This is a genomic window from Xenorhabdus poinarii G6, from assembly GCF_000968175.1.
Taxonomy (GTDB): domain Bacteria; phylum Pseudomonadota; class Gammaproteobacteria; order Enterobacterales; family Enterobacteriaceae; genus Xenorhabdus; species Xenorhabdus poinarii.
The window spans coordinates 1,711,994-1,738,793 of sequence record NZ_FO704551.1 but is presented as its reverse complement, the minus strand read 5'-3'; the positions used below and the strand labels follow the sequence as shown (position 1 = coordinate 1,738,793).

22 protein-coding genes and 3 pseudogenes are annotated in these 26,800 nt (G+C 40.4%); 14 read left to right on the top strand and 11 right to left on the bottom strand.

The annotated features are described in order from the left end of the window. Nucleotides 1-150 precede the first annotated feature (150 nt). The 3 genes from XPG1_RS08005 to ydgH all read right to left on the bottom strand — a co-directional run bounded on the left by XPG1_RS08005 (nucleotide 151) and on the right by ydgH (nucleotide 4,228). Nucleotides 151-669 (bottom strand): fimbrial protein, encoded by a 519-nt coding sequence (locus XPG1_RS08005; protein ID WP_045958619.1) that lies wholly within the window; start codon nucleotides 667-669, stop codon nucleotides 151-153. 841 nt (nucleotides 670-1,510) lie between these two features. After that, on the bottom strand, nucleotides 1,511-2,902 hold the full coding sequence (locus XPG1_RS08000; protein ID WP_045960576.1) for a basic amino acid/polyamine antiporter: 1,392 nt from the start codon (nucleotides 2,900-2,902) through the stop codon (nucleotides 1,511-1,513). Between the two features lie 372 nt (nucleotides 2,903-3,274). After that, the gene (gene ydgH / locus XPG1_RS07995; RefSeq protein ID WP_045958618.1) at nucleotides 3,275-4,228 is read right to left on the bottom strand and encodes a DUF1471 family protein YdgH; all 954 of its coding nucleotides are present in this window, start codon (nucleotides 4,226-4,228) and stop codon (nucleotides 3,275-3,277) included. 367 nt (nucleotides 4,229-4,595) lie between these two features. Between ydgH and pntA the strand changes: the two genes are divergently transcribed. The 6 genes from pntA (at nucleotide 4,596) to XPG1_RS07965 (ending at nucleotide 11,083) form a co-directional block, all read left to right on the top strand. Beyond that, nucleotides 4,596-6,131: a Re/Si-specific NAD(P)(+) transhydrogenase subunit alpha gene (pntA, locus tag XPG1_RS07990; protein WP_045958617.1), complete on the top strand. Its 1,536-nt coding sequence runs from the start codon at nucleotides 4,596-4,598 to the stop codon at nucleotides 6,129-6,131. A gap of 25 nt (nucleotides 6,132-6,156) precedes the next feature. Then, nucleotides 6,157-7,545 (top strand): Re/Si-specific NAD(P)(+) transhydrogenase subunit beta, encoded by a 1,389-nt coding sequence (pntB, locus tag XPG1_RS07985; RefSeq protein WP_045960573.1) that lies wholly within the window; start codon nucleotides 6,157-6,159, stop codon nucleotides 7,543-7,545. 704 nt (nucleotides 7,546-8,249) lie between these two features. Further along, nucleotides 8,250-8,450 carry a hypothetical protein gene (locus XPG1_RS07980; RefSeq protein WP_045958616.1) on the top strand — a complete coding sequence of 67 codons (201 nt, stop codon included), beginning with the start codon at nucleotides 8,250-8,252 and terminating at the stop codon, nucleotides 8,448-8,450. Next, complete coding sequence (locus XPG1_RS07975; RefSeq protein ID WP_045958615.1) at nucleotides 8,447-9,691, top strand: hypothetical protein; 1,245 nt, start codon at nucleotides 8,447-8,449, stop codon at nucleotides 9,689-9,691. Before XPG1_RS07980 ends, XPG1_RS07975 begins: the two co-directional genes overlap by 4 nt. Before the next feature lie 169 nt (nucleotides 9,692-9,860). Then, a complete protein-coding gene (locus XPG1_RS07970; protein WP_052708272.1) occupies nucleotides 9,861-10,301 on the top strand; it encodes a GNAT family N-acetyltransferase in 441 nt (146 codons plus the stop codon). Nucleotides 10,302-10,333: 32 nt separating this feature from the next. Next, nucleotides 10,334-11,083, top strand: coding sequence for an SDR family oxidoreductase (locus XPG1_RS07965; protein ID WP_197541122.1), 750 nt, complete (start codon nucleotides 10,334-10,336; stop codon nucleotides 11,081-11,083). Nucleotides 11,084-11,111: 28 nt separating this feature from the next. On the opposite strand, the gene XPG1_RS07960 is transcribed toward XPG1_RS07965, so the two are convergent. Beyond that, the gene (locus XPG1_RS07960) at nucleotides 11,112-12,341 is read right to left on the bottom strand and encodes an MFS transporter (RefSeq protein ID WP_084717281.1); all 1,230 of its coding nucleotides are present in this window, start codon (nucleotides 12,339-12,341) and stop codon (nucleotides 11,112-11,114) included. Nucleotides 12,342-12,504: 163 nt separating this feature from the next. Beyond that, a complete protein-coding gene (locus XPG1_RS07955) occupies nucleotides 12,505-13,917 on the bottom strand; it encodes an aminotransferase-like domain-containing protein (RefSeq protein WP_045958613.1) in 1,413 nt (470 codons plus the stop codon). Between the two features lie 253 nt (nucleotides 13,918-14,170). Between XPG1_RS07955 and XPG1_RS07950 the strand changes: the two genes are divergently transcribed. The 3 genes and pseudogenes from XPG1_RS07950 to XPG1_RS19070 all read left to right on the top strand — a co-directional run bounded on the left by XPG1_RS07950 (nucleotide 14,171) and on the right by XPG1_RS19070 (nucleotide 16,103). Beyond that, nucleotides 14,171-15,049, top strand: a complete 879-nt coding sequence (locus XPG1_RS07950) for a PhzF family phenazine biosynthesis protein (protein WP_045958612.1) — start codon at nucleotides 14,171-14,173, stop codon at nucleotides 15,047-15,049. 270 nt (nucleotides 15,050-15,319) lie between these two features. After that, nucleotides 15,320-15,610: pseudogene (locus XPG1_RS19275) on the top strand (IS701 family transposase); the annotation flags it as partial. A 367-nt stretch (nucleotides 15,611-15,977) separates the two neighbouring features. Beyond that, nucleotides 15,978-16,103, top strand: coding sequence for a hypothetical protein (locus tag XPG1_RS19070; protein ID WP_269450586.1), 126 nt, complete (start codon nucleotides 15,978-15,980; stop codon nucleotides 16,101-16,103). 1,201 nt (nucleotides 16,104-17,304) lie between these two features. Here XPG1_RS19070 and XPG1_RS07940 read toward each other — a convergent pair. The 4 genes and pseudogenes from XPG1_RS07940 to XPG1_RS18390 all read right to left on the bottom strand — a co-directional run. Beyond that, nucleotides 17,305-17,739 (bottom strand): annotated as a pseudogene (locus XPG1_RS07940) (ISAs1 family transposase); the annotation flags it as partial. A 107-nt stretch (nucleotides 17,740-17,846) separates the two neighbouring features. Continuing rightward, the gene (locus XPG1_RS07935) at nucleotides 17,847-18,440 is read right to left on the bottom strand and encodes an IS5/IS1182 family transposase (RefSeq protein WP_045958610.1); all 594 of its coding nucleotides are present in this window, start codon (nucleotides 18,438-18,440) and stop codon (nucleotides 17,847-17,849) included. Between the two features lie 67 nt (nucleotides 18,441-18,507). Then, nucleotides 18,508-18,915: pseudogene (locus XPG1_RS18400) on the bottom strand (Tn3 family transposase). Between the two features lie 31 nt (nucleotides 18,916-18,946). Next, complete coding sequence (locus tag XPG1_RS18390) at nucleotides 18,947-19,933, bottom strand: hypothetical protein (RefSeq protein WP_157879462.1); 987 nt, start codon at nucleotides 19,931-19,933, stop codon at nucleotides 18,947-18,949. Between the two features lie 417 nt (nucleotides 19,934-20,350). On the opposite strand from XPG1_RS18390, the gene XPG1_RS07920 reads away from it, so the two are divergent. Next, entirely contained in the window at nucleotides 20,351-21,274 is a 924-nt protein-coding gene (locus tag XPG1_RS07920) for a tyrosine-type recombinase/integrase (protein ID WP_231853086.1), read from the top strand. Between the two features lie 44 nt (nucleotides 21,275-21,318). Here XPG1_RS07920 and uspE read toward each other — a convergent pair whose 3' ends face one another. Next, nucleotides 21,319-22,263: a universal stress protein UspE gene (uspE, locus tag XPG1_RS07915; RefSeq protein ID WP_045958606.1), complete on the bottom strand. Its 945-nt coding sequence runs from the start codon at nucleotides 22,261-22,263 to the stop codon at nucleotides 21,319-21,321. Between the two features lie 128 nt (nucleotides 22,264-22,391). After that, nucleotides 22,392-23,147: a fumarate/nitrate reduction transcriptional regulator Fnr gene (gene fnr, locus XPG1_RS07910; RefSeq protein WP_045958605.1), complete on the bottom strand. Its 756-nt coding sequence runs from the start codon at nucleotides 23,145-23,147 to the stop codon at nucleotides 22,392-22,394. A gap of 267 nt (nucleotides 23,148-23,414) precedes the next feature. On the opposite strand from fnr, the gene XPG1_RS07905 reads away from it, so the two are divergent. The 4 genes from XPG1_RS07905 to XPG1_RS07890 all read left to right on the top strand — a co-directional run bounded on the left by XPG1_RS07905 (nucleotide 23,415) and on the right by XPG1_RS07890 (nucleotide 26,540). Beyond that, entirely contained in the window at nucleotides 23,415-24,311 is an 897-nt protein-coding gene (locus tag XPG1_RS07905; protein ID WP_045958604.1) for a DmsC/YnfH family molybdoenzyme membrane anchor subunit, read from the top strand. Nucleotides 24,312-24,674: 363 nt separating this feature from the next. Beyond that, nucleotides 24,675-25,001, top strand: coding sequence for a hypothetical protein (locus XPG1_RS07900; RefSeq protein WP_045958603.1), 327 nt, complete (start codon nucleotides 24,675-24,677; stop codon nucleotides 24,999-25,001). Between the two features lie 12 nt (nucleotides 25,002-25,013). Further along, a complete protein-coding gene (locus XPG1_RS07895; protein ID WP_157879461.1) occupies nucleotides 25,014-25,802 on the top strand; it encodes a hypothetical protein in 789 nt (262 codons plus the stop codon). A gap of 12 nt (nucleotides 25,803-25,814) precedes the next feature. After that, complete coding sequence (locus XPG1_RS07890; RefSeq protein WP_045958601.1) at nucleotides 25,815-26,540, top strand: scabin-related ADP-ribosyltransferase; 726 nt, start codon at nucleotides 25,815-25,817, stop codon at nucleotides 26,538-26,540. Nucleotides 26,541-26,800 lie beyond the last annotated feature (260 nt).

Below are 26,800 nucleotides of genomic sequence, written 5' to 3'. Positions count from 1 at the left end.
ATTCTTATGTTTACTAATAAATAAAGATAATCAATAGGTTATTTTCATTTTTAATATTAAGACTATCGCCATATTATTGTTTTGGCTTCCTTGCCATTTATTCCATGAGTGACGACCTGATAATCGGTGACTCAGTTATACACCGATAACTTAGTTATAGGTAATTGTAAAGTTAGTGACTGCATCACCTAAACCTGGCGTTACGGGAGAACTTGTTGCTATGTATTTGGCAATAAAATGCAGTTCTTGTGTTTTACTGTCCGATAAATCTTGAGAACGTGAGCTTTTAAACATAGGGATTGGTGTATTGTTATCGTCTTCATACAGTGCGATGGCGACACCTTTAGCTGCGTTTCCTCCCTCCAGCGCTAAATATTTTCTGGATGCATCTGTTTGCCCATCAAATTTGACCTGTACGCTTTTGTTACTTTTTGGGCATTCGGATAATTTGATGCTAAAGCGGGAAGGGGAAGACGTAGAGGAAGGCCCATCAAATGAATTTGCGGCTATCGTTCCCATATTGACGGTTTGGTTAGCTGAACTTGGGTCAACTTTACATGCAGAATCAGTAATTTTTCCTGTAAATTTGATTTGACCATCAATAGCATGTGCCGCAGACATAAATACCGATGATACAAATAAAGATGAAATAAGTAATGTTGTTTTCATTTTCTAATACATCCCATCTCAGACGAAATTGAAATTTATTCGGCAGAGAAATAAGTGATTAAGTTAATGTTTAAGGTTATACGATTGTACGTAAAGCACCCAACTAATGGATTGCTTAGGTTTTCAGTTGAAAAAAACAATCGTCCACATACCCTCATCAATAGATGGGGTATAGAATATAGTAGTGATTAATTAGAATAAATCAAAATAATAACTCGACTAATCTCGATATTTAGAGTTTAAGTCTAAAAAGACATCATAAATAGCATTGTTATTTATGGTGCATGGTTTTTCTGAACGTTAATGAAGTTTTATTCTGTTTTATAAGATTAATTATTAATTTATGATGGGTCGTAAAAAATAAAGATATATTCATGTCTGTATTTTGTTCTTCTCTGTGTTTTTAAAAAAATATTATGCATTTGTAAATAATGTTTTCAATTTTTGTTTTTCTGTTAAGTATTTATCTTATGTTAGGCTGGATATCTGCCATTAAGTGAAATTCACATTGATTATATTTGTATAAAGTTAACTTATTGTTGGTAATGAGTAATCCGAAAAAAGAATTATTACTATCTTTCCCATAAATGTATCAAAGTGAAAACAAAATTAATATTTATGTTTTGCCTATAAATTAATCATATTTATTTTTATTTAGTTACAACATACTTTTAGTTTTTAACTTAAAATAAACCCATCAAAACTTAAATAACAGCAAAAAAAAGGATACTCACTAACTTATTCAGGTTACTCTTTCACTAAATTTTAACAAAAAATAAGAGGGGAAATATATTTCCCCTCTTATTTTACTCACGAAAATGTAAACAAATGAAGATAATGATTAGTGAATCAATAACCAGGTAGATGGGGCAACAACCAAAAATAAGGCAACCATAGACAATTTTTCTGCTCTGTTCAAAGGCCTTCTTTTTTGATTTTGTTGGCGGGCATATAAGAAAACCAATAATCCCGGTGCGTACAATACCACCGATAGTAAAAGATTCATTAAACCAGATGCATACAACAACCATAACCCATAAGTACAAGCCCCGAAAGCAATCGCAAATAACGCGCGGCTACTGCGTTGAAAAGCAACTTTCATTAGAAATGCACCAACAAGAAAGTAAGGTACAAGAATCATCTCTGATGCAATAGAAAGTAACGTATTGTAGTTGCTGCCACTTAACCAAATTAAGACCAAAGAAAGCTGAATCGCCATATTTGTGATCCAAAGTGATGACGCAGGCGATTTTTGACTGTTTTGCTTCTTAAATTCTTTAGGAAATGAGCCGTGTAAAGAAGCGATAAATGGCACCTCTGCCGCCATGATTGTCCAGCTCAGATAAGCACCACAAACAGAAATGATCAATCCAGCAATAATGACGATTTCACCGGAAGAACCCATTAATCCTACCATCAGCGTAGCCATTGAAGGATTACGCATCTCTGCTAGTTCAGGTCTGGGAACTAATCCTAAGGAGAGCAGAGTAACAAGCAAATAGACGCTCAGCGCGGAGATAACAGCCAATAAGGTTGCGATACCAATATCTTTACGTTTTTTGGCTCTGGCTGAAACCACAACAGCGCCTTCAACACCAATGAAAACCCATAACGTGATCAACATAGTGTCTTTAACTTGTTGCCAAACAGGTACGCCCATTTCAATGCCACTAAAATCAAAAGTAAACACATCCATTTTGAAAGCAATAATGGCCAAAATAACAAATATGCCTAACGGCAATAATTTTGCTATTGTCGCCAGTAAATTGACGCCTGCCGCCGTTTGTACACCACGCAGAACTAACCAATGAACAAACCACAATAAGATGGATTCACCTATCAACGATTGCCAAGTATTGCCATCACCAAAGATGACAGTGTGCTCCGTATCCGTGAAGAAACTCAATGAGGCGAACACAATCACTAAATAAGAAACATTGGCAATAATGGCACAGAACCAATACCCCCAGGCAGAACAAAATCCAACTAACTCACCAAACCCTTCTTTTGCATAAGTAAAAATACCGCTGTCCAAATCAGGACGAAGTCGTGAAAGTAGCAGTAAGGAAGCGGCTAAAAAGAGAATACCGATGCCTGTGATCCCCCAACCAATCATTAATGCTGCAGGGCTACCCGCCTGCGCCATATTTTGCGGCAAACTGAACACACCGGCACCGACCATGGAGCTGAGTACCAAGGCAGTCAGAGACGTGAGGCCTAATTTCTTTTCCAAAGATACGTTCCTAAAAATAATATAATCGACACGATTAGCCAGAACACCTGCTCTGAATATCGAACACATATTGGACATTTATTGCATCCATGCGATGGAATGCAGAAAAGATTTAGTAGATAAATCTAAAACAGGGCGATTCTACGGAGTGAAAGGCATGTATGCAATGGTTTACTATGCAAAAAAACATAAATTTTATGCATAAAATGGGATTGATGAGTGAAAAGATGAACTACAAATAATTCTTCTAATCCTTATTTTTGACAAAAGAACTAATCTCGATAAGGAGCAAGATGCTTGAATAAACCCACAAAAAAAGGCACAAATATTTTCTGTGCCTTTCCCATCAATGGCAAAACTACCGTCGTATGATTATTTGAATAAATCCGCACTGATCGTCACGTTACCACCATTAGACTGCCACTGTCTCGTGATATGGTAGTATTTTGCTCCTTTCTTGGCTGCACGCTTAGCAACCTGATAGGAAACTTCAGGAGAAGTTGTGTAATAACCAGAGAAAGTAATGGAGTCAAATGGTGCCATTTGAGCTGCGGATGCCTTATTCAACTCTTGAATTTGTGTGCCATTGGGTAAGGTTACAGTGTAACGTCCACTTTTTGATGACTGAGTTTCAAAAAAACGGCCAATCACATGACTGGTTGACGTTGAAGAAGCAACACCTGGAATTTCAACTTTTTTAGCTTCTTCACCACCTTGTGCCAATGCCTGGCGTCCCGCGTCAGAATCTGCCGGAATGACTGCTTCACTGGACTGAACCTTCCGTTTTGGCGCATTTTCTTTATACACATAGGCGGTGACAATTTGGTTACCGCCATTATTTGGCGTAATATTACGAACAATGTAAAAAGAGGCTGCCTCTTTCTTCTTTGCCGCCTTAGCAATGGCTTCTTTCAGATCAGGATCAGTAGGGAAATAACCATTTACCGTGACAGTATCGAAAGGTTCTAACGTGACCGCTTCGGCTTTAGGTAACTCTTTAATGCCACGATAGATACGATAATTCAGCGTGTTATCTGCTTTTTCCGCATCTTTATGGTACAAATCAGCGACAACACGTAAGTTACCACGCCCATTGAGATCGTCGAGACTCTGAATGTAAAAACTTTCAGCGCCTTTTTTATCCGCTTGACGGGAAACCGCATTAGCAGCTTCAAAAATTGCATTAAAACGACCAGTGATGGCAATTCGCTCAAAAGGTTTAAGCTCTGCAGCTTGTTCCGGGGTCAATTCTTTAGCCGCATGTGCAGCAGTCATCGTAGTTAACGAGAACACCGCAGTAGCGATGATCGTTGTCTTCAACTTCATAAAAAATCCTTTCGCCTTGCGCAATTAAATATTTATAACGTGCTGAACATTGTTATGTATCACATAGACCACAATTATTACATGTAATAATGCTAATTACTGCAAGAAATTATGCCCTCTAAATAAACGATGACCAATTTTGGGTATATGGCGCTGATAATTTTAATAAATAGAGTAAGTTATATGAAATAGACAATGATTTACACTGACAGGCCGTTTTATTTTTCTGGCTTTATTTTCATTGCGTTACTATTTTGTATTCTATTGATAGGTTTTACTGGTAGCAGAAATACAATTAATTGAATCGTTAAATAGGCTTCAACAAGGTAATAATCAGCAATATTTCATTCTGAGAGAAGGAAACATTATGCATATTGGTGTACCAAAAGAGCGGCTTTCCAACGAAGCGCGCGTTGCTGCCACACCATCAACCGTGGAGCAATTGCGTAAATTAGGATTTAACGTCACCGTTGAAACGGGAGCAGGGCAACTCGCCAGTTTTGATGATCAAGCATATCAAAACGCAGGCGCTGATATCGCAGAATCTCCCCAAATCTGGCAATCAGACATTATTTTAAAAGTAAATGCTCCTGAAGATGACGAGATTGCCTTAATGAAAGAAGGTACTACGCTGATTAGTTTTATCTGGCCAGCGCAAAATTCGGAATTAATCGCAAAGTTGGCAGAGCGTAACATCACTGTGCTCGCCATGGATGCCGTTCCACGAATTTCTCGTGCCCAATCTTTAGATGCCCTCAGTTCAATGGCAAATATTGCCGGTTACCGAGCCATCATTGAAGCTGCCCACGAATTTGGTCGTTTTTTCACAGGGCAAATTACCGCAGCAGGTAAAGTACCACCAGCTAAAGTGATGATTATCGGCGCAGGGGTTGCCGGATTAGCCGCGATAGGGGCAGCTGGTAGTCTTGGTGCAATCGTTCGTGCTTTTGATACACGTCCAGAAGTGAAGGAACAAGTGCAAAGCATGGGGGCCGAATTTTTGGAATTAGATTTCAAAGAAGAAGCAGGTAGTGGTGATGGCTATGCCAAAGTGATGTCAGAAACGTTTATCAACGCCGAAATGGCATTGTTTGCTGCACAGGCAAAAGAAGTCGATATTATCGTCACCACGGCTTTGATCCCAGGTAAACCAGCGCCACGACTTATCACAAAAGACATGGTGGATACCATGAAGCCTGGCAGTGTGATTGTCGATCTGGCCGCGCAAAATGGAGGTAACTGTGAATATACAGAGGCAGATAAACTTGTTGTGACACCAAATGGGGTAAAAATTATTGGCTACACCGATTTGCCGAGCCGATTGTCTACTCAATCATCACAACTCTATGGAACAAACCTGGTTAATTTGTTGAAGTTACTGTGCAAAGAAAAGAACGGAGAAATTACCATTGATTTTGCTGATGTTGTTGTTCGTGGCGTCACTGTGATTAAAGCCGGTGAGGTTACATGGCCGGCTCCGCCAATTCAGGTTTCAGCCCAGCCAGTAACAGCCAAATCCACCCCCGTAAAAAAAGAGGCACAACAAGCAGTACCCCAAAAATCTCCGTGGCTGAAGTATGGGGCATTGGTGCTGGCGATCGTGCTATATAGTTGGCTAGCTCACGTTGCACCAAAAGCATTTTTATCTCATTTTACTGTTTTTGCCTTGTCCTGTGTGGTGGGGTACTACGTTGTCTGGAACGTCAGTCACTCATTGCACACCCCCTTAATGTCTGTCACCAACGCGATTTCCGGCATTATTGTGGTTGGCGCGGTGTTACAAATGGGGGCAGGGGGATGGGTAAGTTTCTTCTCATTTATTGCTGTGTTAATTGCCAGCATTAATATCTTTGGTGGCTTTACTGTCACTCAACGTATGCTGAAAATGTTTCGTAAAGGATAAGGGGTAGCTTATGTTGAACGGAGTAATATCAAGCGGAATAGTGACAGCAGCCTATATCATTGCCGCCCTTTTGTTCATTCTCAGCCTTGCCGGGCTTTCCCGCCACGAAAGTGCCAAACGCGGTAATATTTTTGGCATCATTGGTATGGCGATTGCCCTGATCGCTACAATTTTAGGACCAGAGACAGAGAAAGTAAGCTGGATTATTTTAGCAATGATCATGGGTGCCATCATTGGTATGCGTCTCGCCAAAAAAGTCGAAATGACTGAAATGCCAGAATTGGTTGCTATTCTGCACAGTTTTGTTGGTTTAGCGGCCGTGTTGGTCGGGTTCAATAGTTTTATCACGCATGATATTTTTATCACCCCCATTATGGAGAATATTCATCTGACAGAAGTTTTCCTTGGGATATTTATTGGTGCTGTAACATTTACCGGCTCAATTGTGGCGTTTGGTAAATTGCGTGGGAAAATCTCTTCCAGGCCACTCATGTTGCCACACCGACATAAACTTAACCTGTTAGCATTGATTGTTTCTCTGGCTCTCTTATTTACGTTTGTCAAAACGGAGAGTGTTAGCTTACAAGTTATTGTCTTACTAGTAATGACAATTATCGCACTTGCTTTTGGCTGGCATTTAGTTGCTTCCATTGGTGGCGCGGATATGCCGGTTGTTATTTCCATGCTGAACTCATATTCAGGTTGGGCGGCTGCAGCGGCAGGTTTCATGCTAAGTAATGACTTGTTGATAGTGACCGGTGCTTTAGTCGGCTCTTCGGGCGCAATTCTCTCTTATATTATGTGTAAAGCGATGAATCGCTCCTTTATGAGTGTTATCGCCGGCGGCTTCGGTACAGAGGGCGTATCTTCCAGTGGTGATCAAGAGATGGGGGAATACCGTGAAACAACCGCGGAAGACGTTGCTGAACTGCTGAAGAATTCCACATCAGTGATCATTACTCCTGGTTACGGTATGGCAGTCGCACAAGCGCAATACCCTGTTCATGACATCACAGCAAAATTGCGTGATAGAGGGATCAGTGTTCGCTTTGGTATTCATCCTGTTGCTGGACGCTTACCCGGTCATATGAATGTGCTACTTGCCGAAGCAAAAGTTCCTTACGATATCGTCTTGGAAATGGATGAAATTAATGATGATTTTTCTGAGACGGATACGGTTTTGGTCATTGGTGCTAATGACACAGTCAACCCTGCCGCTCAGGAAGATCCATCAAGCCCTATCGCCGGCATGCCAGTATTAGCCGTTTGGCAGGCACAAAACGTTATCGTATTTAAACGCTCGATGAACACAGGCTATGCGGGAGTGCAAAATCCGCTGTTCTTCAAAGAAAATACACAAATGTTGTTTGGTGATGCGAAAGCGAGTGTAGAAGCCATTCTGCGAGCCTTATAACTTCCTATACCCAAAGAGCTTCATATCATTCGAGTGATCATTCACATAATGATATGAGGCTCTTTTTTATTTATCGCAGGAATACGCTAAATGTGACTAATAGTGAACCTACTTTCGAAGAAACTACCATAACATTCAATGGCTGTTCCTCACTGAACTCATTGATCTTTGCTAAATTAATTTCAGCTCTGTTTAAGCAGAGCTTTTGAAATAATTTTGGTGGAAGATCGCGTTGATTGATAATGCAAGTAACTGCAATAGGGATGTGTAAATAATTCGATTCAAATTATATTATTGTAGTTAATAATTAGGGGGTAAAATTTAATTTATAAATGCTTAATCATAAATGTGTTTAAAATCAATAAAACTCTTTCAAATTGAATTCAATATCTTCTAAGGTAAATTAAAAAACCTTTACATTTAGCCGAAATAACACAATGACATCATATTCATTCATTAAAAAACCAAATAATCATTTGGTTAATCTTTTCTAAAATTAACGCCACAATCATTATTGACAGCCTTGAATTCTTCAACTATAAGATCATAACATAGCTCAGATCGATACCGATGATGACTTATGCTACCGAGGCTCTATTTTTAACAGAAAAATTTTTCTGCCAGAATGGTTGTTTTACATTAATTTTATTTGCAAATGAACCTCAGTAAATTTTAAAAACAAATAGGATAAATGAGGTATTATTATGACTACACAAGAAAGATCAGCGTATAGTTATACATCTATTAATAAATTCATGAAAAACTATGATGTGGGAAAACATTATAAATATAAAATAAACGATAACTTTGAAACTATAGAGAATAAGAATGGGGAGGTTGAAGTTTTTTTTCAAGACATCAATGACAATAAAAGCCTCTTATCATTATCAGGAGTAATGTTATGAAACAAACTTCCGCAGAGCCAAAGCAACTCCCACTATATATATTGACTTTACGAGCATTAAATATGATCCCTCCTCAGTCTGAGGTAAGCCTCGCAGCCCCTAGATTAAAGCAATTTGCAATCACACCATGGGATATCACCTTAACCTTTCTTGGAATTATTTTGAAGTACTTGTTTGAAAAACTCACAGAATCTAAAAAAGAAGTCGATATTATTGAGGTAATTAAAGAAGTATTGATACAACATACAACTGAATGGCTAGAGTCTGAATATGCAGCTGTTCGTAAAGATGCCGAAAGCCTTCAAGATGCAATCCACTCATGGAATGAGTGCCCAACAGAAGAGGCTAGGCAATTGGTTGTGGATCGTAATGAGATTGCAATTTCACATATGCGACGTTTGTCTATTCTAAGTATCGATACAACTAAACGGAACGGAAAAAATGACGCATTGTGTGGTGTCTGTGCCCTTGCCTGTTTGCTTTACTTTTTCACCCTGCGTGATACGTTAGCATATGGCAAACTCTGGGGGTATGCCGAATATGATCTGGAAAAATTCAGTCAGGCTCTTACCGAGCAAGCAGACATCATGTTTAAAGAAGTTTTGACCGCAAGGATCAATAACTATAATGAGGGGGATTTCCCTGAACCAAGCGAGCAAGCGAAACGCTCCATAGTTTATTGGACATCGGATTATACCAACATTCAAAATTTTTTGTCCCAAGGTGCCTCACATAAACCCACCAAAGTGTGCCTAACCCGTGATGACATAATGGCCAACCCAATCAATGACGAATCCCATTCCGTTTATCTTGGTACCGTTTTCATGACTGACCAAAATGTCGGTCTTCCACCTGAAGACACGGGTTATAACTACTTATCAGCCACTAAACCTGCTACTTATAACGGAATAAAGACATCGGTTACAATCCCGGTGAAGAATGCAGGCCGCTATCATATACGCCTTTATTACGCCTATATGACAGAGTCGTATGATTTTAATTACGATGCTCTACTCCTCCTAGAGCAGTCCGGTCAAATACTGATGGATAAGCATTTGACTGATTTCACAGAAACCATTCTGACTCCTTACAAACCTGGTTCAAATTACGGTCCAGTGCTCTTTCGTGATACCGAAACTGAACTCCTTGAAGGCGAGCTCGTCGTTACCTTACATGTTGAACATTGGCTCAATATCTCTGGTTACGGATACCTTCAACACGTGGAATTTGTGAAGCTGTAGGAGTATGAGGTGTTATGCTGCATTTATTGTTTCTCCGGGGGAATAGGGACAGTCGGATATAGGGAATACAAAAAATAACATAAAATTAACAAAAATGATTTGCACAAATTTCGAGCTTAAGCTAGCTTTTCTAGTTCAATTCTTATGGGCTAGCAAAGCAAGGAGATCTATGTATCAGTTCTGTTTATCCAATAGATGGAGTATCACCGAATCAAATAGCGCAGACAGTCAATTCCGGTGCAAGATTAGCAAATGGCTGGATGACTTTAACGTGGAACAGACAGGCATACCCGATAATCAACCGTTAGATCTCTATCTGCATGATCAAGTCGGCGAAGTAAACGGGGGACTGGTAGGACGCACTTCCCTTGGAGTGCTTTTCATTAATTTTTTCTTTATTCCCGAATCGGCGAGACGTAGGGGGATCGGCAGTGAATTGCTGAAACGTGCCGAAGAGGAAGCTCGCCGGCGTGGTTGTCACGTTGCTATGTTGTTCACTATGTCGATTCAGGCACCCGAATTTTATCTCAAGCATGGTTACACCATTTTTGGTGAAGTCCCCTGCATGCCCTCTGGAAACTCAAGGATTTTCATGCGGAAAGCACTCTAAGACGATATTCCTTTGTTACACATAGGATAATGATGAACAAAAAAATACTTTTAGTGACAGGCTCTAGTCGAGGTATTGGAGCAGCTACCGCGATACTGGCAGCAAATAAAGGGTATTCTATATGTTTAAATTATTTAAACGATGAAAAGTCCGCGTTTAAAGTCCGTGATACGATTTTGAATCTGGATGCTAAATGTATCGCTGTACGTGCTGACGTTTCCAATGAGCATCAAGTAAAAAAAATGTTCAACGACATTGATATTCAGTTAGGCAGTATTACTCACCTTGTCAATAATGTTGGGATCTTAAAACAAAAAATGCCCTTAATTGATATGGATGGGGAACGATTTCAACAAGTACTATTGACCAATGTAATGAGTCATTTTTATTGCTCTTCTGAGGCGATTAAGCGTATGTCGATTTCTAGAGGAGGCTCTGGAGGTTCAATTGTTAACGTTTCATCAGGTGCATCGAAAAGTGGTTCACCTTTCGAATATGTTGATTATGCCGCGTCGAAAGGTGCAGTTGATACCTTTACTACCGGATTATCTAAAGAAGTCGCCGCTGACGGTATACGAGTCAACTGTGTTCGTCCGGGAGGCATTTACACCGATATTCATGCCGATGGCGGCGAGCCTTCTCGAGTTGATCGTATTGCCAAAAACTTTCCGATGAAAAGAGGTGGAACGCCTGAAGAGGTTGCAAATGCGATTCTTTGGCTGCTTAGTGACGAAGCTTCATTCATCACGGGAAGCTTTACAGATTTATGCGGTGGTTTATAAATTGTGGAAACTAACTCGTTTCATCCAATTATCCTCTCATACGCTTATTTTGTTGAACTGAAAATAACCAACACATTAATCCGGCGACTAATGAAACAGTGATGATCAAACCCCAGGTATATACATACCCGTCAGATTGAATATAAGCGCCAATTAAGATATAGGTAGGCATAAGAAGAAGGTGTCTGATTGTGGTTAATATACCACTGATACGCCCACGGTGGCTAATTGGAGAATGATTAGCCAAATATACCCCTTCTTTGGTTAAAAGCAGCACTTCGCCAATAACCAGGAAAAACCAGGCGACAAACTGAATACTGACTGAACTATAAAAAAGGATCAGGCTATACCCTAGTGCAAAAACAAAACCTGAGATAGCAAGGTTTTTAATATCACATAAATTTGACGTTAATTTGATCAATATCGGTGTAATAATAACCACCAATATACTTGCAAATGTCATTAACTGCCCATATAAAATGGGTCCCTGCTTGTCAAATATATGGCTTAAGTAGAGTGGCGTCGTTATTGTCTTTTGATTTAACGCAAACCAAAGAAAAGTACATAAAATGCCGAATATAAGTAATCTCGGACGTTCTTTAAACACCCGCCATACTGACCCCTCAGTCGCTTTCTCCAGTTCCGAAAGTGCTATCTTATTGGTTTTATCGTCGTGAGTATGATTATTGACACCGAATAAGACGATGAAAACCGCGATTAAACTCGCAAATCCATTTCCCCAAAAAATCCAGTCTGTATAGTTCCAGAAGAGATAACCCGCTAATATTGGACCGATCCCAGAACCTAAACTATATGCAAGGTAGCTTAATGACATGACAGCACTACGATTATTTGGTGACGATATATCTGCAACCAAAGCATTACTGGCAGGAAGAGACACACCATAAAAGAAATAACTTAAAAAAAGCAACGCGGGCAATATGACAGGCCAGTCTGAAAAAAAACCGCAAACTATTAACACCAATGAACCAGCCATTTCCCCACAAACCATCACTCGCTTATGGCCTAAAGTATCCGATATTTTACCGCCGATAAGATTACCCACCAGAAAAAGCATGATAACCCCCATAGCCAATCCTCCAGCTATAGTTGTTGAGTAACCGAGTTTTTGTGTTAGCAAAAGAAGGATGAAGGGGATAATAAAGTTTCCAAGACCAAGAACAAATTTTGCTAACGCAATAAAATAGGTGTCTCTAGGTAATCCCTTATACATCAATAATGGCGTGAAAAGCTTCATTGGTATTTGTATTCCCTATTTTTTTATGGAAAACAAGATCTTTTCATGAGGGAAATAATCATAACACATGAGCTAAATCACTATGATAAATATGATGTTTTTTTAATCTTATCAAACAAACAAAAATATCGATCAGCATAATGAATTTCATGAGACAAGGGGATTAAAGATGACAGGCAAGCTTTCCCAACCTCGCTATACCGTCAAGATGGCTTTCATCAAATTCAAAACAGACGGCCAAACGCAAACAATGATTAAATGATTGATTTCCAGAGCAAAGTAAGCCAGGCATACATAATATTTTTTCATCCAGTGCAGAATGAAAGAGCAGTAGTGTATCTAAGCCTTTCGGTAATTCCAGCCAGAGAATAAAACCACATTGAGGGCGACTGACTCGCGTCCCTTCAGGGAAATGTTTTGCGATACAGGCCCTTATACTATCAATTTGGCTATTATACAGTCGCTTAAGATGGCGCAAATGAAGATCATAGCTCCCATTTTCCAGGAACATGCCGAGTGTTTCTGTCAGGATGGTCGATTCCGCCACCGTTGTGGTGAATTTCAACTGGTGCACCAGATCCCTAAAGCGGCCGGCCTCCAGCCAGCCTATTCTGAAATCAGGGGCGACGGTTTTTGTATAGCTGGCACAAACCAGCACCCAGCCATCTTCATCAAATGCCTTGATATTAAAAACGGGTCGCTCACTGTATTGGAGTTCCGCATACATGGCATCTTCAATCACCGGGATCTGATAACGGTTTGCCATCTTCGCAAGACGACGACGATTTTCTTCAGGCATCGTAAAACCGAGCGGATTATGCCCACTCGGTATCGTCATTACCGCAGAAATTTCACCTTTATCAATCAGTTTTTGTAATGTATCCAGGCACATTCCTGTATGAGGATGCGTCTTAATTTCAATGATACGGCGGCCTAAATCTTCCAGCATGGGATAGAGGTTATAAAAAGTCGGTGTTTCAACTGCAATTCTGTCTCCGGGACGGGTCGTTGCCCGCACTGCCAGGCTCAGCGCTTCCATCGTGCCATGCGTAATTAATATATCGTCAGCAGATAAAACCATACCTAAATGCAACCCTCGTCTTGCTATTTGTGAACGTAAGCGAAAAGATCCGGGTGGAAGCGTGTAAGAAGTGAGGCTGGTTTTTGTGGAACGAATTAACTGCGAAGTCAGTTTTCTCAAGCGGTTCGCAGGATAAAACCTATCGCCGGTTGGACAGGCTAATGCGAGATCAAGATAACCTTCTTTCGCCTGATATTCCAGAATGGTGGAGAATAATCTATTTATCCCTGTTAACGGTAATTTCTCACGGAACGTATGAGCATGTTGTTGTTCGAGAAGCTCAGGGAGTGTGTGATTCACAAAATAACCTGACTGCGGACGAGCGACAATCAATCCCCGATCTTCAAGTAGTCTGTATGCGGTTTTAACGGTATTAATACTGATATTGCGACTATTGGCATACGCCCTAATCGATCTAATACGGGTTCCTGGCTGAAGCTGGCCATTGGTGATGGCTGTTGCCACCTCGTCTGCAATAATCTCATAAGTAAACATGTGACTCCTCTCATAAATAGGGATACAGCTGATATCCATCGAGACAACTTATCAGACATGCAGATAGACTGAAATAGCAAAATATTATCATACAACTGTGTCCATAAAATCTCCTAAAACCTGTATCTGTATCCAATCAAAATATGCGTGTAGCATCTCATACGTGCCGAGATAAGCCTCATCATCAGTTTCATAAAAAAGGTTTCACTGAATTCGGCATCAGTGATTCCAGAAAATAACATAAGGAGCATTAATGCCTCGTATTAATTTCAAACAAGTTGATGTTTTCACCTCCACGCCATTTAAAGGCAATCCGGTTGCCGTTGTTATGGATGCTCATGAGCTTTCGACGGCACAAATGCAAGAAATCGCGAATTGGACAAATCTTTCTGAAACCACCTTTGTACTGCCACCAGAAAATAGCGCGGCTGATTATCGGGTACGGATATTCACACCAGAAAGTGAACTTCCGTTTGCCGGCCATCCCACTATAGGGACGGCCCATGCGTTGCTTGAAGCGGGCAGTATCCAAATCCGGGGAAACAGCATTGTTCAAGAATGTGGTACTGGACTTGTTAATCTTTCAGTGATGGGAAAGACATCCGGTAATCTGTCAATAGCCTTTGAATTACCTGAACCAACTATCACTCCATTGACATGCGAACAGGTGGATCGTCTTGAAAATATTTTGGGTTGTACGATGGATCGCTCCTTAGTGCCGGCCCTTGTTGATATTGGTCCGCGCTGGATCGTTGGGCATATCAAAGACGCCAATTCAGTCTTGAAGTCCACCCCAGATTATACCCAGCTTAAAGAGCATGATCACGACATGAAGGTGACAGGGGTTTGTCTCTATGGTGAACACAGTAGTAATCACGGTCTGCATATCGAAGTTCGGTCTTTTGCCCCAGCATGCGGTGTGAATGAAGACCCGGTGTGTGGAAGTGGTAATGGTAGCGTGGCGGCATTTATGCGCTATCACGCGGTCGACTTACCTGAAAATGGTCTGATTTTGTCCTCCCAAGGACAGATACTCGGCCGTGACGGGAAACTTCAACTGACTGTCACTGATGAGAAAATTTTGGTTGGCGGTCATGCTATCACATGTATTAGTGGCATTATTAATTTATGATAATTGAAATACACAACAATCAAACTCAGCATTAACTCACGACAGCAGTGGGCGGTTAATCGTCCACTGGCGCCCGGATTTAAACCATCAAGCCGAGTCTCGCCAGGTCACTATTGGGGAGGCAATGCCGGAAGAGATAGAAGCTTATGGGCTGGAGGCAGGATTTACCTCGTTGCCTCGTTAAAGGGGATTTGCGCCCTTTCCCTCGGAAAGTTCACTGTGGCATGATAGCCTCTGACATTTTTTCTGAAAAATACGGGGAGGTGTTCAATGCACTCACCGATCAATGCCTGGGAACAGGAACTGCTCTCACTCCATACGTGTTTGTCTCCCTTGTTTCCCTTGTTTCACCATCCCGGCCAACAACAACGCAGCCTCGCTTACCTCAGAGGACTGCGTAAAAATGGTAACTGGCGGAATGGATAGGCGAACGTACGCCTGATGGCATTCAGCATTTGCTAGAGCGTGCGTCGATATCGCCCGCGATATTTTGCGTGACTGCATGATGGAACATTGGGCTATGAACACGGGGTGCTCATTTCAAAAAAGCCCCCATTTTTATGCTCTCTTATAGGGTATATAGCTGAATATTTGCACATTGGGGTTCTCCGCCGGAACCACCGAAATTTCTGGCGTAGAATCCCTTTAAGGAAAAACCAGATGAACATGACCCACGAAGGGATAATTTCAGAATTTTACAGAACACGTAAGGTCAGATTACGGCAAACCAGAACGATGTGGATCAGTGAAACCGGCCGCCGATTCAGAAAGTCTACAGGCTCAGAAGTAGGGAGTGGCGTATGGAGTCCATTTTCTCTTGATTTGAAAAGTATCAAAGAAATCCAGCCCTATGAATAATGGTTCGGTTAGGAGAGGGCACTCGCCAGAATTCAGTCTGGTGTTAACTCTTCGTGTGTAGGAGCCAAAGATGATTAATGATATAAAAACAACAAGAAAAAAGAGGCTTGCTATGCTGATCAAACGTGGGGATAGCCCTGGAAACAAAATTGCTTTCCCTTGCCATTTTTTCTTTCTGTTCTCAATTGCCTGTTGACGAAACAATTATTCTCTCCGAGTCTGAATGATAAATTTTTACCATAGTTATATGGTCATTAAATACTTTCTCGCTAAAGCTCTGGGTTATTTTTGTACAGAGTAATTAACTCACTAATATATACTTAAGTTGAAAAATGTATTTTACGTATTTATTATGCAAAAACTCTTTACTTTATTTTTTACATTAGGCGGTTAATTTCCGAACAAGATATTCATACCTATGTCGTTATTGATTATTTATGAGACATAGGGGTTAGATAAAATAGATATTACTCCTTATTGTTTTACTATTTAGCAATAAAGAAGTAACTACGAGCCATGAATATTATATTTTTTGGCAAAAAATGGAACCGTGACTGCCTGAACATAAAACCCATCATCCTTTCGGATACAATCGTGTCGATTATCGTTGCCGGATGCTACCTTCTTTGTTTTAAGAACCGTATGTCAGTGGAGTGCCCTCAATACAACGGGAATTTGCTTTACAACCAGAGCCATCGCCTTTTTCAGGAGTGGCAGGTTACGTGCGTGTTGGAACACTTTGGAATTAGTGCCGTGTAATTATTGTTCACAAAGAAACATCAATTACGTCGTAAATAGGGTTATTTCGTTATAAAAATAGACCTCGCAGTTTAACTGCGAGGTCTATTTTTGACAGCCTGAACTAATGTCTAGCACATTTTATTCCAGTTCGTCCCTGCATCAGTTATATCGTTGTAGGCGCAGATGTATTTCGTTCTAGCTCAGGTTAAATCTACAGAAGTTGTCCATCTGTAAAACAATTAATTATCTCAAGTCGTATTCTTTCATATTATATATCTTTTAATGTAATTCATTGTAGGAGTAATAATTATTATTAATTTAAAGAAATATTTCAACTGTTTTGTTAAAAATATATTTAAAACCAAAAAATGATAAAATTGCCAATATCACATCATAATAATGATGTACATTACCATATTGTGTTATTGATAATGATGATTGACTCACAATTAGTATGGAAAGACATAAACTAACTATATTTGAAAAAGCCATTGTTTTTAATTTGTTCACTTTTAGTTACCAACCTTATTAATTGCCAATTATTAATACACCTTGCAATTAAAAATACATAAATTAATTATTATCAATTCCTGGTTACTATAGAATTCGGAAAAATAATACACTAAGTGTAACAGCCAGGGCAAGAGCATGAGTGTTCATTTCTTGCCCAATACCTGAAAACCTGCAATTAATACCTTGTCCAAATACTTACTGCTCATATTAGCCATATTCATTTTTCGCCGTATGCTGGCTTTTATACTGTTTTCTGCACGCAACATATTCAGTGAGAGGTGTCGCATACCCGCTAATATCTCAGCACCGTTACCGCGACGAATGGCGCACGCATCTTCATTCATGGAAACATCGAGCACCCAATGAACGCGGTTTTCAATACCCCAATGACCCCGCACTGCCGCCTTAAAGCGGTTTGTTTCAAGCGCGGCTGAGCTGATGTAATAATGGTAGTCCAATGATTCTTTTTTACTTTTTTTATCCAGGCGATATCGCATTGCTACGCCAAGGTTTTTTAAACCTTTCCATTCCGGAAATTGCGCGGCAAGTTCTCCTGCCGGTAGAACAGGGTACTCACGTAAGGGAACCTCTAAAAACTCTCCCCTGAAAAAATAAGATCAACTTTGTACCCATTCGTCATAAAATTGATCTTATTGAGAAGAGGGATTTCTGACTTTTTCACGCATTAAAAGGCATGAATGCTCGATTTCCTAAAATAAACCAAACGTTGTAAATCATAGCAGGTTGCTTTCAGCGTCATCACGACATTGGCGCGTAGCTGGCCTACCGTTCGGATGAATTTATCACCCATCTGGGAGAATGAGCCAAAGATGTGTTCCACTCGTGCCCGGGTTTTCGCTATTTTCTTATGTGCCGAAAGCGGATGCTTCGCCTCGTCAAACAACGCCCTGGCACCTTCCTGACCAATCCGTTTTTCGAAATACCAAATGGTATTACGATCTGGAATATTAATGACATCGGTCAAACGACAAAAACGTTGCCAACTCATGTGGTCAAGTAATTGATATTCCCTCTTTTCATCGGAAAGATTATGGAAATGTTTCAGGATAATGATGCGAACCATCACCTCAGTCGGGAATGGCGGGCGTCCGCCTTTGGGAGAAATAATCCGTGGCGTGACCCGGTCTACCGTGTCAGCCAGTGCCGAGAAATCAACATACTGATCAAGGACAAGCAGTGGATCGCCTAATTCATCAATTTTTCGACGATGGTATTCGGCTGCCCGCTTATCTTTTTTTAAAGCAGAACGAGGCATCATGACGGCGCTACCTTGTAGGGGGTTTGTGACCATTCCCTCGGAAAGATCACTCCCCCCTGATTCATGATTAAGCGGCAAGTTCTTCAGTTTCAATATTGACCAGCGGATCAACGCGTTCCAGCATATTGTACAGATTCAACAAACCATCACGATTTCCAAAAACATAGTTTCCTGACAATTGGATGTGACGCCAGGCGACTGGTGAAAAACCAGCGATTTGGTTGACGGCTTTCTGATTGTCCTCATCCTGACACTTTTCAATTAATGCAGATAACAACGCAGAGTTGTAATAAATAATACAGTTGGCAATGAGTCTGGCGCAGTCATTCCACTGTTCGATTTGATAATCATTTCCGCCCCGGAACTGATTGCCATTAACTGACGCAATAGCCCTACGCAGCTAATGATAAGCTTCACCTCTATTCAGGGCTTGTTGTACAAACTGCCTCAGCGTTTTGTTATCAATATACTCCAATAGATATAGGCACTTAATCAGCCGGTCATATTCATGAAGGGCTAACAACGTCGTCTCGCCAACGTCGGTTGGCTAACGTCCACGCGAGCTGGCTTGAACGAGGCTGTAATTTGACGAACTCATTGGTATCACCAGAAATACTTGCCGCAACCTGATCCATGCGCCGCTCAAGCCGTTTTTCAAATTCATCCAGTGTTTGAGTAATCGGCGATGACAGCCGTTGTAAACCGGTTTTCTGGATGAGGTTAAGCCTGTCATTTTCCCAGTCTTTGATTGGGATAAGGTCATCTTCCAGTCGTTTATTTTTCTCACTTTCAGTGACGTAAGCCTTGCCACGATCTAACTGTCTGCTGATCTTATGATACAGATAAAATTCAAAGCGTCTTGTATGAACTTCCCCATTAATCCAAAGATAGCGATTGTCACTTTTCTTAATTCCTTCCTGATGCAGGGTGATAATTTTTCGTTTTTCAGTAAGCTCCTGTTTCGATAACGTAATCTGAGCTGACAGTATTTTTTGATCAGCCTCGCATTCAATGTCGATGGCAATAAACAGCTTACGCAATGAGTTGGCAATTTTTCTGGATTGTTTATCAATGTATTCCCATTCGTAACCGGCAAGGTCAAAATCGCGTTTACCCAAGTGTTGACTGATGGCATGAATTTCCTCTTTCGGGATAAGGCCAAAAGCCTGCTGGCGAATTTCACCAAATTCAACGACATTACTGACGTTCTCGTCAACAAAGTAGTGGAGAATATCCCCGGCATATTTCAATTTTTCCCTGATTAGCTCCAGTTCATCGGCTATCTTTTGCTTGGCAAAGGCTTTAGCGGCTTCATGATATTTACGGGTCAGGTAGCAAAAAGCCGTTACCAATTTGTCATTGGTTTCCCGGTAGCGGAAGTAGAGATAACAGGTCAGATACAGCAAGCCTTGCCAGTGTGGGTATCGGTGTACCTTGTAAACAGAAGTCTGTTTTATAATCGATGCATAGTGAATGATATTGCCTTGTGACAATTCTAATGATCCAATCAGCGATTTTAGTTCAGGGTAAATCCCCTTAATAGTGCGATGTGTTTCCAGCTCCCGATCCAATTCAGAAGGTGAAAAATCACGAGCGCTTCCCTTAAAAACGACTTTCTGTTTTTATATTTATATAACAATGAGTTAAATAAAACCTTCACTTTAATATCGTCTCTACTTATTAAAATATACATTTGAAAAAGTAAGATTTATTAAATAAGATAGCGTGAGTGATTAACCGTGGTTTTTACGTAAATCAACCATTAACATGCGCTCAGATTGCGCAAAAAATAAACTTTCAGGGATAGGAAGCAGGGGGTAGTTTTGAATAACCAGAATAAAAATAATGACAATAATCACGGTGATACCGATTCACTGATTTTGCCAATCAACGCTCAACAAGAACAAGGTATGTTAATGTCACTATCAGCACCGGGAGCCCGGGTGTATGATAATCCCGCCATTGCTTATCTTGTTAGTCTCGGTTCAAAGCGTAGTCGCCAAACAATGAAGTCATTTTTGGATATTGTGGCAAAAATGTTGGGATATCAAAACGTCCGGGATTGCACCTGGCATGCACTTCGCCGTCATCATGTTCAAGCCATTATGGAAATGTTGTCAGATTCGGGTAAAGCGCCAGCCACAATTAATACTTATCTTTCTGCGTTGAAAGGCGTTGCCCTGGAAGCATGGACAATGAAACAACTCGATACCGATAATTTTCAACATATTAAACAAGTGCGATCAGTCAGGGGAAATCGCTTGCCAAAAGGCCGGGCGCTTGAACGTTATGAAATAAAAACTTTATTTTTTACCTGTGAAAATGATGTCAGTACAAAAGGGCTGCGTGATGCAGCGATACTTGGCGTGCTTGTTGGTTGTGGGCTTCGCCGTTCAGAAATTATTTCACTGGATATGAAACACATTATTCGTCGCGAACAAGCTTTAAGGGTTATGGGAAAAGGTAATAAAGAACGGTTATCTTATATGCCGGAAGGAACATGGGCGCGTTTAACTCGTTGGATAGATGAAGTACGCGGGGATCATGCCGGTCCACTTTTTACCCGAATCCGTCGTCACGATGATGTCACTGATGACCGTTTATCAGATCAGGCGATTTATCATATCCTTGAAACACGCAGGATAGAAAGTGGGCTGGAAAAATTTGCGCCCCATGATCTGCGCAGAACATTTGCATCTGCTATGTTGGATAATGGTGAAGATATCGTCACCGTCAAAGATGCGATGGGACATTCCAGCATTACCACCACTCAGAAATATGATCGCCGTGGAGATGAACGTCTAAAAAATGCCGCCAGAAATTTAAGTTTTTGATCTACGAGATTGCCCGCATTTTACGGGCAATCTAACCCAATCCATTACTCTTCGTCTATTTTAACCGGGCAAACGAATCCATCGGGTTTTATCGCTAACAAATCACATTTTAGCCGATCAATAACATGTTCTGCTGTATTACCAAGAAGCGCCGCGGATAAGCCAGTGCGACCAAGGATGCCTAAAACAACCACACCTGCATTTAATTTATCACATATTTCCGGAATGACTTTTTCTGGAACACCTTCATGAACGTGAGTCTGCTGTTCATCAACATGAAATTTTTGCCGTAATGCTTTCATGGCAATCAAATGTTGGCCGCGCAATGCCTGATTATACACATTAGGATCAAAGCTAGGTATTTCCGTTACAATATTTAAAGGTGCAGCGGGATAGGCACTTACAAGATGAATCAATGGGCCTTTAACTATTCGGTTGGCAAGATCTTGTGTTTCACGCACCAATTTCAAATTCAATTCATTATGATAAGGTTCTTCATTAGATAAATTGACAGCAACAACGGCTGAGCCATTTTCTGGCCAGACTTGATCTTTTACCATCCAGACCGGGCAAGGGCACTTACGTAACAGATGCCAGTCAAGTGGCGTGAAAATCATGGACTCCAGCCGAGAGTGCTGGTGCGCCATTTTCAATAATAAGTCATGGTTTCCTGTCATCACTTCTTGAATAATGGCTTCATAAGCACGATTATTCCAAACGACTTTGATTTCGATATCAATGCCTGATTCAAGATAATAATGGGCTTGTTGTTTTATCCAAGCGACTTGTTGGCCTATGACACCTTTTTGCATTGCATTTCTTTCTTCCGGAGAAAGTAACGTAGTCATTTCATAGGAAAGGTCGTAAATCGGTAAAAATGCTTTAATTTTTCCGCCGTTACGTTGCACGATATAAACTGCACGCCTTAATGCGGGTTGATCATCCTGATTGGGATCAATTGCAACCAAGAGGTTTTGATAGTTTGCCATATTGAATTCCTCGCAGAGTCTGGATAGCTCTTTCGTACAGAAGATAAAGCAATATAGAACAACTATAACAGGGTAAGGGTACGCCAGATCAGTAAAATATCGTGATCTGGCTTAAAATTTAGCGGGTGTCAGGGAACTTTAGCCGGGGATTTACCCGCCAATTCAGTCAATTTATCCATATTTTCGACTGCGATATACTTACCTTTCACTGCCAAAATACCATTTTTCTGGAAACGACCAAGCAGGCGACTAATTGTCTCAACCGTCAAGCCTAAATAATTGCCAATGTCACCCCGTGTCATCGTTAAGCGGAATTCACGAGGTGAAAAACCGCGTTGTGCAAAGCGGCGCGATAAGTTGTACACAAAAGCCGCTAATCTTTCTTCTGCATTCTTTTTAGACAATAACAGGATCATTTCCTGGTCGCCTTTAATTTCGCCACTCATCAAACGCATCATCTGTTGGCGGAGATTAGGCATTTTTCCGGAGAGATCATCTAACGTTTCAAATGGGATCTCACACACCATTGATGTTTCCAGCGCCTGAGCAAAACTCGGATGTTCAGTATTAATGATGGCATCGAATCCCACTAAATCACCCGCAAGGTGAAAACCCGTGATCTGTTCATCGCCTTCTTCAGTAATCGTATAGCTTTTGATCGTCCCAGAACGGATGGCATAGAGTGATTTCAGAGCATCACCGGCCTTAAATAACGTTTGCCCCTTCTGGATGGGTTTTTTGCGCTCAATAATATTATCAAGCTGGTCAAGTTCATGTTCATTTAAGGTGAAAGGAATGCAAAGCTGGCTAATGCTACAATCCTGACAGTGGATTGCACAACCACCAGATTGAATCCGACTAATAATACGTTTTTCAGGGATCATAGGAGATGCTCATGAGAAGTGATTGATAAGTGTAAATTTAACATATTTAGGTTGCTCTGGTAAGGGCAAGATACTTTCATTAATCACGGCATTTATCATCACCTACGAAAAAAAATGAAATTTCTTTGGGATTAACATCGAATTTGCGTAAAATTTTAGTCATTCAATATAACATCTCTATCAAACTAAAATTGAATTCATAATATATGGATGAAATGGCGTCGATGATGTTGGTTACTGACAGATACAAGAGAAAATAGGGTTGACATGGTCGAGTGGTTGTTAGTTGCATTTACAATGGTCGTACAAAGCTCAGTAGGGCTGGTATTGATGAGCGGGCTTTATATTTATTGGTTTAAATGCGAATCAAATACATGGCAATATTCAACCATTTTTGTGCAAAAAATCTTACTAAGAACATTATTAGTCAGTAGCTTACTGGCAGGGGTGGGATTGATTACGTCTCTGAATGTGATGGAACACCCATTTCGTGTTTATTGCATCTTACAAAATGTCATGCCGGAGTGGATAAACATAGAAACTGCTTTCGCCTCCATCTACTTTGGCTCACTGGTCTTATATACACTTTTTTTCGCGGTGATAAAACGCATACACCTTTATATCATACTGATTATTGGGGGTATTGGTCTCATCGATCTTTACTATATGGCAATCATCTGTGTTCAAAACACAATGTTCGTATGGAATAACGTTAACACTTATTTTCTGTTTTATGGTGCTGTATTTACGTTAGGCCCTGCATTATCGATGTTATTTATCGGTTATCCATTAGCAAAACGTTATCAGGGAAAGTTGCCTGTCAAACTGGTTATGTCAACGCTACTGGTTGTTTTTATTAGTGTTATCATGCGAATCATTGAACATCCCGCTTATATGGAGTGGTTAACAGAAATCACAAAAATAGATAACGATGATATTATTTATCCAAACCAAGTGAAGTTTAATATCAAAAGTGACTTCGGATTAAAAATGCTTTCATGGTGCTTATATATTATTGCCATGACACTCTGGACGTGTTCACTCTGGAAGGGAAAAAGTAACTTATTGACCAATAATAACTATTTCATTCTTCTTGGCGCAGCCATCGTATTTATCGCTGAAATTATTAATCAATATACATTTTTTATGATGTTAAAAATATGATGTCTATTTCATACTCCCTTCACTGATTATCCTACTCTTTTCGCGCTTCTTTTTACATAAAATAATCCGTGACGTTGTCACGGTTTATTTTATGCACAAGAACCATCACTATGTTGCTTGATAAAGAAATATTCATCGCATAATGCGATGAGAGGTTGGTTCTATTAACCCAATATATGATGCTTTCGACGACAGCCATAGCCTCTCGGTACGCCGTCGCGGATGGGTTATTCCGGTTGTTGGCAAGCCCTGCAGATTGTGTGATCTCGTCGGTGTTTTCATCGTGTTCTTGTTGAAAAAATAATCACCCATGTTTAAAGTTACTTTTGTGACAATAAATCATCTGTGTGTTTATGGTGTAATATGAAATATATATTGAGTACATTGATGGTTGGCGGGCTATTTTTCTCGTGCCAGGCCATGTCAACCACAACATGTAATCCGGGCAATACACCTACTGGTGTAGTGAAAAGCTACGGGTTAGACAGTAGCGGAAAGTTCACGCAAATTCAATTTACTGCAAATGACGGGACCAATTTCCCACAGTTAATCAATAAAACATACCCTATAGATACAGATTCAGGAAAAGCTATAGATAAAATTGTTATGCTGGCGTATGTGTCTGGGGCGAAGATAACTATTTATTGTATAGGTGGCAATCAGTTCGCATCTGTTAAAGTTGATAACTAAACGGTGGGAAATATGAGGAAGATAAAATTTTATACTTCTATTTTGTTTTTTCTGTCTTCACTTGCTCATGCATCACAATGGTATGATGTGACTTTCAGTAATCCAAATAGATCTTACTCTATAACTATAGACACCCCGCAAGGGAGTGGTTCAGAATGTATGCATACTTGGGCAGTTCCTGATCCAGCAATAACACTTCAACCAGGTCAAACATCTCAAAAAATAAAAATAGAAGACAGTAATGCCTTGTTTTCTTGTATTAACAATCCCAAATTTGTCACGTGGAATGTTCATGCCAACCCTTTATCTAACTATGCAAATTATTATCGTGCCAAGACATGTACGGTAGAGTTTAGGCATTTTAAAAGTGGTGGCACATGGTTCACAATAATAAAATCCCCCTGCACAAGTGGGAAGGATATACTAGTGGCCGATGCAACCTGTAATGACCAAGGGTGTTTGAATTATGCAGAAAGCGGCGTTCCGGATCATGGAGCCATTAATATAACATTTTTTACTACTGACCAGACATCATGTCGGGACAGAAATTCTAATGGGGTTTATATCGATAGTAAGGTGACCGGTATTTATCCAACCTGGGGAGGTAAAGATGTAAACAGAGTTAACCTTGCTCAAGGGAAGGGGTTCTTTCACGGCGCCTTTACTTATGAATACGGCCTGAATACAGAAAATGGAAAGAGATTCTTTAAGTACGCAACTTTGGCAAATATCACTTCCAGTAGATTACAAGCCCAGTGCGATGGGGATGGTTCATTGGGTAAAATAAATTTATTACATTAGTGGGTGGGGGTAATGAAAATACTAACGGCATTTTTCTTGCTTGTTTTTTCACCATTTCTATTGGCACAGACTTTTTTTTACAGGGCTGATAGCAGAGCCCCGACTGGAACTGACGGAATATTTGATATAGGGTTTCGTCCATGGGGGGGAAACGATAATTTACTTGAGCATGTTGAAGCGACTAGTTTAGGTATGCATGGTGAGGCACCCACCTCTGCTTTTGTAGCAACATCAACTGATTCTAATGTGGCTGTTAATATTTATGCGGATGAAGAGGGAGATGGAACAGTATTTTATCTTTATGAAGTAAGGCCGACTGATAATTTTTATAGTGTAGAAACCTCGTTCAGAGAATGGGGGAGAACAGATAATGGTTACCTCGAGGCTCTTTATGACTTCGAAGACCAACATGAATATGTTGCTTTTGCAGGGATTTTAAGGGAGCAGATACGCAGTGCGACCTTGTATCGGATTGAAAATGGTAGACCTGTACCGTCTACAGTCACAAATAACCCTAATTATCAAGAAGTAACTTCAGCAGCAAACACTGCCCCATATCCCCACATGTACCCCTCAGGAGCTCAAACTCTATTTTCAGAAACGTATGCATGTGCAAATAGTACATCATATTCAAGTGCTAGTAGGAGTGAGATTCTGAAACCGGAAGAGAAATTTTATAAGAAAATGCAAAAATGCAATGCAATGATATTATCTGAGGCTTTTGTGGCCGAATTGTAATTGAAAAAACACTTCCATCTATGGGATTGCTAATGATTTTCATCACAAAAGCTTTCCGAAAAATACCCGATGACATTATGCATTGCTTAATTATGGCTAAAGCAGAAGATACACGGTAACCATTGACTTCACTGTTACCTTCTGCCCGTTGCCAGTGATGTGTGCCCATGCCCCGTTTCTATCTGCTTTGATATTGTGTCCAACAGAGACATCATCAGTATCAGCCTGACGTAAACGGGTGTTCAGTGTATCGCGCAGGT

Bases quoted from the DNA above. Each gene is read 5' to 3' on its own strand.
- XPG1_RS08005 (WP_045958619.1), bottom strand. From the start codon at position 669: ATGAAAACAACATTACTTATTTCATCTTTATTTGTATCATCGGTATTT.
- ydgH (WP_045958618.1), bottom strand. From the start codon at position 4,228: ATGAAGTTGAAGACAACGATCATCGCTACTGCGGTGTTCTCGTTAACT.
- pntA (WP_045958617.1), top strand. From the start codon at position 4,596: ATGCATATTGGTGTACCAAAAGAGCGGCTTTCCAACGAAGCGCGCGTT.
- XPG1_RS07980 (WP_045958616.1), top strand. From the start codon at position 8,250: ATGACTACACAAGAAAGATCAGCGTATAGTTATACATCTATTAATAAA.
- XPG1_RS07975 (WP_045958615.1), top strand. From the start codon at position 8,447: ATGAAACAAACTTCCGCAGAGCCAAAGCAACTCCCACTATATATATTG.
- XPG1_RS07970 (WP_052708272.1), top strand. From the start codon at position 9,861: ATGTATCAGTTCTGTTTATCCAATAGATGGAGTATCACCGAATCAAAT.
- XPG1_RS07965 (WP_197541122.1), top strand. From the start codon at position 10,334: ATGAACAAAAAAATACTTTTAGTGACAGGCTCTAGTCGAGGTATTGGA.
- XPG1_RS07960 (WP_084717281.1), bottom strand. From the start codon at position 12,341: ATGAAGCTTTTCACGCCATTATTGATGTATAAGGGATTACCTAGAGAC.
- XPG1_RS07955 (WP_045958613.1), bottom strand. From the start codon at position 13,917: ATGTTTACTTATGAGATTATTGCAGACGAGGTGGCAACAGCCATCACC.
- XPG1_RS07950 (WP_045958612.1), top strand. From the start codon at position 14,171: ATGCCTCGTATTAATTTCAAACAAGTTGATGTTTTCACCTCCACGCCA.
- XPG1_RS19070 (WP_269450586.1), top strand. From the start codon at position 15,978: ATGATTAATGATATAAAAACAACAAGAAAAAAGAGGCTTGCTATGCTG.
- XPG1_RS07935 (WP_045958610.1), bottom strand. From the start codon at position 18,440: ATGATGCCTCGTTCTGCTTTAAAAAAAGATAAGCGGGCAGCCGAATAC.
- XPG1_RS07920 (WP_231853086.1), top strand. From the start codon at position 20,351: ATGTTAATGTCACTATCAGCACCGGGAGCCCGGGTGTATGATAATCCC.
- uspE (WP_045958606.1), bottom strand. From the start codon at position 22,263: ATGGCAAACTATCAAAACCTCTTGGTTGCAATTGATCCCAATCAGGAT.
- fnr (WP_045958605.1), bottom strand. From the start codon at position 23,147: ATGATCCCTGAAAAACGTATTATTAGTCGGATTCAATCTGGTGGTTGT.
- XPG1_RS07905 (WP_045958604.1), top strand. From the start codon at position 23,415: ATGGTCGAGTGGTTGTTAGTTGCATTTACAATGGTCGTACAAAGCTCA.
- XPG1_RS07900 (WP_045958603.1), top strand. From the start codon at position 24,675: ATGAAATATATATTGAGTACATTGATGGTTGGCGGGCTATTTTTCTCG.
- XPG1_RS07895 (WP_157879461.1), top strand. From the start codon at position 25,014: ATGAGGAAGATAAAATTTTATACTTCTATTTTGTTTTTTCTGTCTTCA.
- XPG1_RS07890 (WP_045958601.1), top strand. From the start codon at position 25,815: ATGAAAATACTAACGGCATTTTTCTTGCTTGTTTTTTCACCATTTCTA.